General features: G+C 66.2%; 12 protein-coding genes and 1 pseudogene. 11 read left to right on the top strand and 2 right to left on the bottom strand.

Translation table 11 applies throughout. The features are described from left to right. Positions 1 to 72: 72 nt before the first annotated feature. On the bottom strand, positions 73 to 984 hold the full coding sequence (locus ACXJKR_RS13470) for a flagellin N-terminal helical domain-containing protein (RefSeq protein ID WP_056199247.1): 912 nt from the start codon (positions 982 to 984) through the stop codon (positions 73 to 75). A gap of 521 nt (positions 985 to 1,505) precedes the next feature. On the opposite strand from ACXJKR_RS13470, the gene ACXJKR_RS13465 reads away from it, so the two are divergent. The 9 genes from ACXJKR_RS13465 (at position 1,506) to ACXJKR_RS13425 (ending at position 7,670) form a co-directional block, all read left to right on the top strand. After that, on the top strand, positions 1,506 to 1,889 hold the full coding sequence (locus ACXJKR_RS13465) for a tetratricopeptide repeat protein (protein ID WP_457323263.1): 384 nt from the start codon (positions 1,506 to 1,508) through the stop codon (positions 1,887 to 1,889). A gap of 223 nt (positions 1,890 to 2,112) precedes the next feature. Next, positions 2,113 to 2,433, top strand: a complete 321-nt coding sequence (gene flhD / locus ACXJKR_RS13460) for a flagellar transcriptional regulator FlhD (protein ID WP_056199242.1) — start codon at positions 2,113 to 2,115, stop codon at positions 2,431 to 2,433. Positions 2,434 to 2,468: 35 nt separating this feature from the next. After that, on the top strand, positions 2,469 to 3,005 hold the full coding sequence (gene flhC, locus ACXJKR_RS13455) for a flagellar transcriptional regulator FlhC (protein ID WP_056199239.1): 537 nt from the start codon (positions 2,469 to 2,471) through the stop codon (positions 3,003 to 3,005). Between the two features lie 25 nt (positions 3,006 to 3,030). After that, the gene (locus tag ACXJKR_RS13450) at positions 3,031 to 3,783 is read left to right on the top strand and encodes a class I SAM-dependent methyltransferase (protein WP_457323262.1); all 753 of its coding nucleotides are present in this window, start codon (positions 3,031 to 3,033) and stop codon (positions 3,781 to 3,783) included. An 89-nt stretch (positions 3,784 to 3,872) separates the two neighbouring features. Further along, the gene (motA, locus tag ACXJKR_RS13445) at positions 3,873 to 4,730 is read left to right on the top strand and encodes a flagellar motor stator protein MotA (protein ID WP_457323261.1); all 858 of its coding nucleotides are present in this window, start codon (positions 3,873 to 3,875) and stop codon (positions 4,728 to 4,730) included. A 127-nt stretch (positions 4,731 to 4,857) separates the two neighbouring features. After that, complete coding sequence (gene motB / locus ACXJKR_RS13440; RefSeq protein ID WP_457323260.1) at positions 4,858 to 5,832, top strand: flagellar motor protein MotB; 975 nt, start codon at positions 4,858 to 4,860, stop codon at positions 5,830 to 5,832. 55 nt (positions 5,833 to 5,887) lie between these two features. Then, entirely contained in the window at positions 5,888 to 6,280 is a 393-nt protein-coding gene (gene cheY, locus ACXJKR_RS13435; RefSeq protein WP_056199225.1) for a chemotaxis response regulator CheY, read from the top strand. A 27-nt stretch (positions 6,281 to 6,307) separates the two neighbouring features. Further along, positions 6,308 to 6,937: a protein phosphatase CheZ gene (locus ACXJKR_RS13430; RefSeq protein WP_157255979.1), complete on the top strand. Its 630-nt coding sequence runs from the start codon at positions 6,308 to 6,310 to the stop codon at positions 6,935 to 6,937. Between the two features lie 154 nt (positions 6,938 to 7,091). Further along, on the top strand, positions 7,092 to 7,670 hold the full coding sequence (locus tag ACXJKR_RS13425; protein WP_457323259.1) for a hypothetical protein: 579 nt from the start codon (positions 7,092 to 7,094) through the stop codon (positions 7,668 to 7,670). A 36-nt stretch (positions 7,671 to 7,706) separates the two neighbouring features. On the opposite strand, the gene ACXJKR_RS13420 is transcribed toward ACXJKR_RS13425, so the two are convergent. Then, positions 7,707 to 8,459: a substrate-binding periplasmic protein gene (locus ACXJKR_RS13420; protein WP_457323258.1), complete on the bottom strand. Its 753-nt coding sequence runs from the start codon at positions 8,457 to 8,459 to the stop codon at positions 7,707 to 7,709. Between the two features lie 171 nt (positions 8,460 to 8,630). On the opposite strand from ACXJKR_RS13420, the gene flhB reads away from it, so the two are divergent. Beyond that, positions 8,631 to 9,806, top strand: a complete 1,176-nt coding sequence (gene flhB, locus ACXJKR_RS13415; RefSeq protein WP_457323257.1) for a flagellar biosynthesis protein FlhB — start codon at positions 8,631 to 8,633, stop codon at positions 9,804 to 9,806. Between the two features lie 106 nt (positions 9,807 to 9,912). Then, positions 9,913 to 11,382, top strand: a pseudogene (locus ACXJKR_RS13410) (flagellar biosynthesis protein FlhA); the annotation flags it as partial. Positions 11,383 to 11,431 lie beyond the last annotated feature (49 nt).

Raw genomic sequence — 11,431 nt, 5'->3', positions numbered from 1 at the left:
CTTTGCCCTCGGGGGTCGACGACGACGGCTGTCGCGTCGGAGCTCAGGGCCAGCGTCGAGGCTGGCCCAGGATCATCGAAGAAGCGACAGCACTTGCTGCGGTTGCTGGTTGGCTTGGGCAATCATGGCCGTACCCGCCTGCTGCAGGATCTGCGCGCGGCTCAGGTTGGCGGTTTCCATGGCGTAGTCGGCATCCATGATGCGGCTGCGGGCGGCGGACTGGTTTTCGACCGCGGTGCCCAGGCTTTCGATCACGGCGTCGAAGCGGTTTTGGGCGGCGCCGAAGGTCGAACGGGCCACGTTGACCTGGGCGATGGCCTGGTCGATCTTGGCGATCGAATCCAGGGCGCCCTTGGTGCCGGTGCCGGTGTAGGCATCGAAGGTCGCGCCGGTGCCGGCCGCGCCCACGTTCGAGATGTCGGTGTTGGTCGTGTTGGCCACTTCAGCCAGGGCGCCGTCGTTCTTGCCGACTGCCGTGGTGGTGCCCAGCATGTTCTGGCCGCTGATGGTGATGGTGTCGTTGGCCGTCGCGTTGGCACCGACCTGGAAGTTGAACGACGTCGTGTTGGTCAGCACCGCCTGGCCGTTGAAGGTCGTGTTGGTGCTCAGGCGGGTGATTTCGCTCTGCAACTGCGTGAACTCGTTGTTCAGCGCGGTGCGGTCGTCGGTGTTGTTGGTACCGTTGGCGGACTGCACGGCCAGTTCACGCATGCGCTGCAGCATGTCGTTGACTTTGCCCAGGGCGCCTTCAGCCGTCTGCGACAGCGAAATACCGTCGTTGGCGTTACGGATGGCGACATTCATTCCCTTGACCTGGGAATTCATGCGTTCCGCGATGGCCAGGCCGGCGGCGTCGTCACGTGCGGAGTTCACCCGCAGGCCGGACGACAGACGTTGCATGGAGGTGGCCAGCGAGCTTTGTGCGGAGCTGGCATTGCGCTGCGCGTTGAGCGACAGCAGGTTGGTATTGATAACTGCGGGCATGATGCGCTTCCTTTTAGCTAGAGATGACCCGGCAAAGCGCCGGCGAAGACCCGAGTGCCCGGGTGAGGCACCCGTGCTGCCCACGCAGACTCGCCTTACTAACTAATAGGCAAGCCCTTGTGGCTACGCCCGACGCCAGTCAACCGTTGAAGCTCGTCCGCCGCCTGAGCTTTGGACATCGCCTCGGCTTTCCAGCCGGACCACGGAACCGTTGCCGGCGCCGTTGCAATGGCTATCGGACGGGCCGACACGTTTCTTGAGTCGCTTTTGTCAAGGGGCGTGATCTTTTGAACAGAGGCATCTGCAAAGCCTTGTTCATCGGATCAGCCGGATGAAGATTTTTTGGCCCGCTCGGGCCTGCCTTTTCGTTGGATCGGTCGTCTGAGGCCTGCCTAAAGTCCGCTCCATCCCGGCCGAACCCGCACGCCGGACTGGAGCCTGCGATGCCCGCCTTGTCCGCCTCGACCCGTCAAAAAGCTGTTCACCTTCCCACCGCCGCTGCGCCGTTGGAGGAACCCCTGATGCTGCTGGCCCGCGCCCGCAATGCTGCCTTTGCCGAGGCCGCCCGGGGCAACCTGGGCCAGGGCCTGGGCATCCTGCAGGACGCCCTGGCTGACGAGCCCATGAGCCACGAGCTGCTGGCCGACATGGGTGCGCTGCTGCTCGTGGCCGGCCGCCACGACCAGGCCGCTGCCAGCGCCGAGCGCGCGCTGAAGATCCAGCCCGATCACGGCCCCAGCCTCTACACCCTGGGCTTTGCGCTGTCCGGCCGCGGTGAGAAGAAGCGGGCCATCGAGGTGCTGACTGCGCTGCAGTCCGGCCCCGGCGCTGACAGCCTGCGCGCCGAGTCGCCAGAACTGATGCCGGTCGCCATGATGGAATTGCACCGCTTGCAGCGCGACTGACGCGACAAATTTCACACCTTCAAGGCCCCGGCCAGCGCGAGCTGCCGGGGCCTTGGTTTTTGGGCGCCGGCAAGCCCGACGCGGCTGTAGGAATTTGGCTGACAAGGGCTTCCAGAAAAGGTGACGTGGCGCACCGACGCAGCCTGATATCGCGAAAGAAGAGGGGTCAACACAATCCGTTTCACTGATCCGCAACACCCCATCACCTCTGACGGAAGCCGCCATGAACACCGACCAAATGCTCGCCGAGATCCGTGAAGCCAACCTGTCCTACCTGATGCTGGCCCAGAGCCTGATCCGCGCCGACCGCGAACAGGCCCTGTACCGCCTGGGCATCAGCGAGGACACGGCCACGCTGATTGGCACGCTGAGCCCGGCGCAGATCATGAAGATCGCTTCCGGCAACACGCTGCTGTGCGCCTTCCGCATGAGTGACGACCTGGTGTGGGGCCTGCTGACCAACCACAGCAAGCCCGGTGCGAACGAGAGCGTCAGCCGCCTGCACGCCTCCATCCTGATCGCCGGCCGCCACGAGCACGCCTGATCTAGAACCGCCCTTACTGATTCCGGAGCCACACCATGCGCGTCAAAAGCATCCTCACCGAAGCCAAGCAGATCGACCGTGCCGTTCAGCTGATCCATCTCGGTGCCCGCCTGCAGGTGCTGGAGTCGGAAACCGATCTGTCCTACGAGCGTCTGCTGCGCCTCTATAAGGAAGTGAGCGGCAAGTCGCCGTCCAAGGGCCAGTTGCCCTTCTCGACCGACTGGTTCATGACCTGGCAGCCCAACATCCACGCCAGCCTCTTCCTGAACATCCACGAGTACCTGAACAAGGCCGCGGAGATGGACGAGATCGACACCGTCATCAAGGCCTACCAGCTCTACCAGGAGCAGACGACGGCCCAGGGCCTGGAAGCCATGCTGTCGGTCACGCGCGCCTGGCGCCTGGTCAAGTTCGTCGACAACGGCATGCTGACCCTGACCAAGTGCGCCAAGTGCAATGGCCAGTTCGTCACCCACCCGCACGAGATCGCCCGCCATTTCGTCTGCGGCCTGTGCAACCCGCCCGCACGCGCTGGCAAGGGCCGCGCGCAGGGCTCCATCCAGATGCACTAACTCACACTCCGCTACCCTCTCGGGTATGTGGATTGCTCGCTGGCCGCTGCCCGCTCTGCTGAGCTGGCTGGCGGCCTGGTTCATTTATGCGGCCGCGCTTTTTGCCGGCCTGTCACCCGGCCCGGCCTTGGCGCTGGGTGCAGCCGTCGCCGCAGCCTTGGGTTGGCTGAATGGCGAGCGCTGGCGCCGCCTGATCGTCGCCCTGGGCTTCCCGGTGTCCGTGCTGGCCCTGGGCTGGCAGGGTGAGGCTTCGGGCTTGCTGTGGCTGGTGCCATTGGCGCTGCTGTGGTGGCTCTACCCGCGCCGGACCTGGAGCGAGGCTCCCCTGTTCCCGACCCCCCGCGGCGCGCTGGCCCGTTTGCCGGCACTGGCGCCCCTGCCGCCGGGTGCGCGCGTGCTGGACGCCGGCTGCGGTGTCGGCGATGGCCTGCGTGAATTGCTGCACGTCTACCCACAAGCCCGCGTCGAGGGCGTCGAATGGAGCCGGCCCCTGGCTTTGCTGGCGCGCTGGCGCGTGCGCGGCGCCATGGTGCGCCAGGGCGACCTGTGGGCCGACGACTGGGCGCCGTTCGCCCTGGTCTATGTCTTCCAGCGGCCCGAGTCCATGCCTCGTGTCTGGGCGAAGGCCTGCGCCGAGCAGGCGCCGGGATCCTGGCTGGTCAGCCTGGACTTTGCCGTGCCCGATGTGGTGCCCGTGGCCAGCTGGCAGCTGCCGGGTGGGCAACCCGTATGGTTGTATGCAACTGTAGGGAAAGCCGTCTCAAAGGGGCCCAATTGAAAGTACTGCCGCAACTGACGCGCGGCATACTTGCTCAAGCCCCCCGGCTCCGGGCCGATATGGCCTGAACACCCCAAACTCAACCGCGCATGTTCGTCATCATCGGCTGGGCCATTTCCATGGTCTGCATCTTCGGCGTGTTCATCGCTCACGGCGGGAACATCGGCGTCATCCTGCACGCCTTGCCCTTCGAGATGATCACCATCTTCGGCGCGGCCATCGGCGCCTTCCTGGCCAACAACCAGATGAAGGTCGTCAAGGCGACGGCCGCCGGCTTGGGGCTTTGCTTCAAGGGCAGCAAATACAGCAAGGCCCGCTACATGGAGCTGCTGGCGCTGATGTACGACATCCTGCAGAAGGCGCGCAAGGAAGGCCTGATGTCCATTGAAAAGGACGTCGAGGACCCGCACAACAGCCCGCTGTTCCAGAAGTACGCGACGGTGGGCAACGACCACCATGTCACCGAATTCATCACCGACTACCTGCGCATGATGGTGTCAGGCAACCTGAACGCCCACGAGATCGAGTCGCTGATGGACAGCGAGATCGAGACCCACCACCAGGAGGAGCACGCCGCCGTGGCCGCGCTGCAGCGCCTGGCGGGCGGCCTGCCGGCCTTTGGCATCGTGGCCGCCGTGCTGGGCGTCGTGAACACCATGGGCTCGGTCGGACAGCCGCCGGYGGTGCTGGGCGGCATGATCGGCTCGGCGCTGGTCGGTACCTTCCTGGGCATCCTGCTGGCCTACGGCTTCGCCGAGCCGCTGGCCGGCCTGCTGGAGCAGAAGGTCGAGGACGGCGGCAAGGAATTCCAGTGCATCAAGACGACGCTGCTGGCCAGCATGCAGGGCTATGCCCCGCAGGTGGCCATCGAATTCGGCCGCAAAGTGCTGTTCTCGGGTGACCGGCCGTCGTTCACGGAACTCGAAGGCCACGTCAAGAAGAAATGACCCCCCCCCGAAGCGCCTTCGGCGCTCCCCCCCAGGGGGGCGCACCCAGTGGCCTGGCAAAGCCAGTTCCACGGCTGCCGCTTGAGGGCGGCGGCGCTTCGCGCGCCGGAAACACGGAGACCGTCTGATGGCTGGCGACGCGAAAAAACTCCAGCCCATCATCATCAAGAAGGTGAAGAAGGGCGGCCATGCGGTGCATGGCGGTGCGTGGAAGATCGCGTATGCGGACTTCGTCACGGCCATGATGGCGTTCTTCCTGCTGATGTGGCTGCTCGGTTCCACGACCGAGGGCGACAAGAAGGGCATTGCCGACTTCTTCCAGTCGCCCCTGAAGGTGGCGATGCTGGGCGGCTCGGGCTCGGGGGACTCCTCCAGCGTCATCCGCGGCGGCGGCAAGGACCTCACGCGCGAGACCGGCCAGGTCAAGGAAGGCGAGAGCGCCGCCAAGCGCGCCAGCTACACCTTGCGTGCGCTGAAGGAAGAACAGCGCAAGGCCGAGAAGGCGCGGCTGGAGCAGCTCAAGACCAAGGTCGAGGAAGTGCTGGCCGAGAACCCCAAGCTCGCCGCTTTAGGCGGTCAGATCCGCCTGGACATGACCAAGGAAGGCCTGCGCATCCAGATCGTCGACGAGGGCAACCGGCCGATGTTCGACAGTGGCAGTGCCGTCGTGAAGCCCTATATGCGTGAACTGCTGCGCGAGCTCGGCAGCGTGCTGACCGAGGTGCCCAACCGCCTGACGGTGGAGGGGCATACCGACGCCCAGGCCTTCCCCGGCGGCGACAAGGGCTACAGCAACTGGGAGTTGTCGGCCGACCGCGCCAATGCCTCGCGCCGTGAGCTCGTCGCGGGCGGGCTGTCGGAGGCGCGCATGCTGCGCGTGCAAGGCCTGGCCGCCAGCAAGCTGCTCGACGCCAAGGACCCCAACGGCGCGCTGAACCGGCGCATCAGCATCATCGTCATGAACCGCGACGCCGAGGACGCCGTGCTGAAGAACGTGCCCGACGAGCCCGAAGCCGACGCAGCGCCTGCGCAGACCGGGTCCACGCAAGTGCCGCAGAACGGAAAAATGCCGCAAACTCAATCGTCGGCGCCGGCTCGCTAGAAACTAGACTGCGTGCTGACCCTGAAATACCGCCTGCACCCGAGAGAGGATCGCCATGAGCACTGATATGAAATTCCTGGTCGTCGACGACTTCTCCACCATGCGCCGCATCGTGCGCGGCCTGCTCAAGGAGATTGGCTACAACAACTGCGAAGAGGCCGAGGACGGCGTCGAGGCGTTGAACATGCTCAAGGGCGCCAAGTTTGATTTCGTCGTCAGCGACATCAACATGCCCAACATGACGGGCTTCGAGTTGCTGAAGGCCATCAAGGAAGACCCCAACCTCAAGCACCTGCCCGTGCTGATGGTCACCGCCGAGGCGCGCAAGGAAGACATCGTGCTGGCCGCCCAGTCGGGTGCTGCGGGCTACATCGTCAAGCCTTTCACCAAGGCGACGCTGGAAGAAAAAGTCCTCAAGATCATGCAGAAGCTGGCCGCCGCGGCCTGACAACACCAAAAGGGGACTGTCATGTCGATGGATCAACTGGAGCAGTTGGGCAAGGCCCAAGAGCCGCTGCTCGTCTCGCCCGAAGTCTTTCAGCAACTTGGCACCATCACGCGCACGCTGCACGACACCATGCAGCGCCTGGGCGTCATGCCCAAGCTGCAGGTGGCCACCGACGGCCTGCCCGATGCGCGCAGCCGCCTGAGCTACATCGCGGAGAAGACCGCCGCCGCCGCCGAAAAGGTGCTGAACTCCGTCGACCAGGCCAAGGGCGAGCACGCCGGCATCAGCCGGGCGACCAAGGAATTGGCTGCTGCCATCGTTGCCGATCCGGTGCGCGCCGTTGCCAGTGGTGCCGTGATGAACTTCGTCAAGGATGTCGAGAACCGCACCGCGAGCATTGACGGTCATCTGACGGACATCATGCTGGCCCAGGACTTCCATGACCTGACCGGCCAGGTGGTGGCCAAGGTCGTGAAGCTGGCCAACGACCTGGAAGACAGCCTCGTCAAGCTGCTGGTGCAGGTCGTGCCGCCCGAGCAGCGCGAGAAGGTCGACCCGACCATCCTGCAGGGCCCGGTCGTCAACGCCGAGGGTCGTACCGACGTCGTCACGAACCAGGGCGAGGTCGACGATCTGCTGGCCAGTCTCGGCTTCTGAAGCGCTTCGCGCGCCCCGCATCAAGCCCGCCATTCGGCGGGCTTTTTCTTGTCCCGAAATGGGTGATGCCGCTCGCTGGGTGGGCGGCAGGCTTCTGCTACAAACGCCGCCGCGCCCGCAGACGGGCGGGCATCAACAACATCAGGGAAGTCAAATGATCCGAATCAAACAGGGGGCTGTCGCCCTGGCGGCCGCCGTGCTGGCCGTCGCATCACCGCTGGCCCAGGCTCAATCCAGTGCGCCGGACTCGCGCATCGGTTGGTACGGCGACGTTGCCGTCGGTGGCACCCACTATGAGTCCGAACCCGGCTTCATCCTCTGCCGCTGCCGCAAAGGCAGTGCCACCTCCATCAAGGTCGGCGCCGGCTACCGCTTCGGCGTCTCCGCCGTCGAGGCTTGGTACGTGGACTTCGGCAAGGCAAATTTCGGCGCCGACTTCTACGGCCCGGCCACCTCGGCACATTTCCGTGCTGCTGTACTGGGCGGCGCCTGGGCCGTGCGGTGGGGGCAGCATGTCGAGGCCACCTGGCGCGCCGGCGCCGCCTTCGTCAATGCTTCTGCCGGCGGCAGCACCAAGCATGACGTGCGGCCCACGCTGGGCTTTTCCATCGGCTGGCGCACCACCGAAACCGCGACGCTGGAATTGAGCTGGGACTATCTTCGCGCCAGCGATGCCAGTGGCGCCCGTACCGACGCCGTGCCCATCACGCTGGGGTTCCGCCAGCGCTTCTGAACGCGCCGGGGCCGCCCGGCTTTTCTCTTTGGCGCCTCAGTCGGCCTGCGTTTCGGGCGGCAGCTCGCGGATGGCCTGATTGAGCTTGTCCAGCGTCTGTGGTTTGACCTGCAGGGAGCAGGCCAGGTAGCGAAGTTCCCCGCGCGGCATGTCGGCGAACTCGACGCGCACCAGAGGCAGGGGAGCGAATTCGGGGTCCTTGCGCAGCCAGTTCAGGTCTTCCTCGTCGATCAGCATGTAGTCGGCGCGGCGGACTCCCACCATGCGCGCCAGCTGCAGTGGCGCCAGCTGGGCGCGCAAGGGCGGCTTGGCCGCCGTGGCGAGGAACTGGTCCAGCTGCGGGCCGTAAGACACACCATCCAGAACGCCGGGTTGCAGCGAAGCATCGGCAAAAAGCTGGGCGACGCGCGGGATGGCGCGGATCTGTGCCGCGACGCTGGCATGGGCCAGCACGACATGCGGCCGGTCGCGGTGGATGGGCAGGGAGAAGCGGGCAAAGGCCTCGCGCTCGGGGTTCTTGTACAGGCCCGGTGAACACAGCGCCGCCAGGTTGGCCTGCAGATTCTGAAGCGTGCGGCGGATCGGCACCTCGGCATAACGGGCCTCGATGCCGGCGCGCTTGAGCAGCTTGGCGGTGCGCTCCATCAGGAAGCCGGCCGGCTTGCCGTCCACCGTGTAGCTGTAGGGCGGCTTGTCGCGGTACTCGATGGCCAACGGTTCCGCCTGGGCCAGGGCTGCGCCGGCGCAGGACGCGGCCAACAGCGTGAGCAGGCGGGCAGAGCGGGGCACGGCCCGAGATTAGCGTGAGCCGCGCCGGCCTCGCCACCCTGGCGGCGGCAATCCTGCACACCTGGTCCGGCGCGCTGCGGCCCGGCTGGGATTAGCCGGGCATCCACCCTGCTTTTCTCGCTCAAGTTTCGGCGGCTGCCTCGAACAATTCGGTTCAGCTGCAGCACCACCATGGCCGACCACGACGCACAGGATCGCAACTTACCCGCCTCGCCCAAGAAGATCGAAAGATCCCGGGCCGAGGGCCAGTTGCCGCGCTCGCGCGACCTGCCGCATTTCGCCATGATGGTCGCTGGCGGCGCCGTGCTGTCGGTGGGCGCGCCGCAGATTGTCGAGAAGCTGCGCCAGATGCTGATCAACGGCCTGCACTTCGATGCGCGCCTGCTGGCCCAAAAGGGGTTCATGGGTGAGCGGCTGGTCGAGATGACGCTGGCCTTCGCCGCCGTCATGGGACCGATCGCCGCCGTGCTGGTGATCGTCGGCATCGCCAGCAACCTGGCCAGCGGCGGCTGGAACTGGACGATGAAGCCGCTCGCGCCCAAGTTCAGCCATCTCAACCCCCTCGCCGGCCTGGGTCGCTTGTTCACCGGCCAGGGGTTCGGCTCGGCCCTGAAGGCCGTGCTGCTTGCCCTGGTGCTGGGCATCGTCGGCGCGATGGTGCTGAAGGACCGCCTGGCGGCCTATGTCGGCATCATGTCCGTGCCGTTGCCCTCCGCCCTGGCTTACGCGGGCCAGCAGCTGATGGGGGGCCTCGGCCTGCTGGCCGTCGCGCTGGCGGTGTTTGCCGCCATCGACGTGCCACTGCAGCGCCAGCTCTGGCTGCGCCGCATGCGCATGAGCCGCGAAGAGGTCAAGCAGGAGATGAAGGAAGTCGAGGGCAACCTCGAGATCAAGGCCAAGATGCGCGCCATCATGCGCGAAATGGCCAAGCGCCGCATGCTGGCCGCCGTGCCGCAGGCCGACCTGGTGGTCATGAACCCGACCCACTACGCCGTCGCGCTGAAGTACGAGGAAGGCAAGATGGCCGCGCCCAAGGTCATCGCCAAGGGCGCCGACCTGCTGGCCATGAAGATCCGCGACCTGGCCAARGAAAGCAAGGTGCCGGTGCTGCAACAGCCGGTGCTGGCCCGCGCCCTCTACGCCCATGCCAAGGTCGACCACGAGATTCCCGCTGCGCTGTTCGGCGCCGTGGCCCAGGTGCTGGCCTACGTTTACCAGCTGCGCGCCGCCCTGGCGTCGCGCAACATGGCCCGCCCGGATGTGCCGCATCCGCATGTGCCGCCGGAGCTCGACCCGCACAACAAGCCGGGCTGGGCACCCGAGCCCGAGGAAGACTTCACGGAGTGAGCGCTGCGGGGCGCCTCGGGCGAGAACAGCCCGGTTTTCCCGCCGTTTCTCCGGCTCAAGTTTTCCGAGCCGCCGCGAAGAATGCAGGTGAGACCAGACCTGCCGCATGAATCAGCTCACCGCCAAACTCCAAGCCCTGCTCGGCCCACGCGCGGGCATCATCGCCGCGCTCGGCGCGCCCATCGCGGTGCTGCTCGTGCTGTCCATGATGGTGCTGCCGCTGCCGCCCTTCGCGCTGGACCTGCTGTTCACCTTCAACATCGCGATGGCGGTGATGGTCATGATGGTCGCCGCCCACATGGTGCGCCCGCTGGACTTCGCGGCCTTCCCGACCGTGCTGCTGCTGACCACGCTGATGCGGCTGTCGCTGAACGTCGCCTCCACGCGCGTGGTGCTGCTGGAAGGCCACACCGGCACGGGCGCCGCCGGCAAGGTCATTGAATCGTTCGGCCACTTCCTGATCGGCGGCAATTTCGCGGTCGGCCTGATCGTCTTCGCCATCCTGGTGGTCATCAATTTCATCGTCGTGACCAAGGGCGCTGAGCGCATCGCCGAAGTCGGTGCGCGCTTCACGCTGGACGCAATGCCCGGCAAGCAGATGGCCGTGGACGCCGACCTGAACGCCGGCCTCATCAACGAAGCGGAGGCCAAGCGCCGCCGCGTGGAACTCTCCGACGAGGCCGACTTCTTCGGCTCCATGGACGGTGCCAGCAAGTTCGTGCGTGGCGACGCGGTCGCCGGCATGCTGATCCTGGCCATCAACATCGTCGGCGGCTTCATCATTGGCGTGGCCCAGCATGGCCTGTCCGCCGGCCAGGCCGCCGACAGCTACATCCTGCTGGCCGTTGGTGACGCGCTGGTCGCCCAGGTGCCGGCCCTGCTGATCTCGGTCGCCGCCGCGATGGTGGTGTCGCGCGTCGGCACGGACAAGGACATCGGCAGCCAGATCGGCAAGCAGGTGTTCGGCTCGGCCAAGTCGCTGGCCATCACGGCCGGCGTCATCGCTGCGCTGGGGCTGATCCCGGGCATGCCCCACGTCGTCTTCCTGCTGATCGCCGCCGGCCTGGGCTACCTGGCCTACTGGCTGCGCAGCAAGGAGCAGGCGCTGGAAGCCGCCAAGGCCGTCAAGCCCATCATGCCCAGCAGCGAAGGCGCCGGCGAAGCGAGCTGGGAAGACCTGGTGCCGGTCGACACCCTGGGCCTGGAGGTCGGCTACCGCCTCATCACCCTGGTCGACAAGAGCAAGGAAGGCGACCTGCTGAGCCGCATCAAGGGCGTGCGCCGCAAGTTCGCGCAGGAAGTCGGCTTCCTGCCGCCGCCGGTGCACATCCGTGACAACCTGGAGCTGCGCCCCAGCCAGTACCGCATCTCGCTGCGCGGCGCCGTTGTCGGCGAGGCCGAGGCCTTCCCCGGCATGTGGCTGGCCATCAACCCCGGCCATGCGACGCAAAAGCTCATCGGCACGCCGACGACCGACCCCGCCTTCGGCCTGCCGGCCGTGTGGATCGAGGAGCGGCAAAAGGAGATGGCCCAAATGAGCGGCTTTACGGTCGTTGATTGCTCGACCGTGGTGGCCGGCCCAAATGAGCGGCTTTACGGTCGTTGATTGCTCGACCGTGGTGGCC

This window comes from Roseateles sp. P5_E11 (genome assembly GCF_054049355.1).
This window is presented reverse-complemented; position numbering and strand designations above follow the sequence as displayed.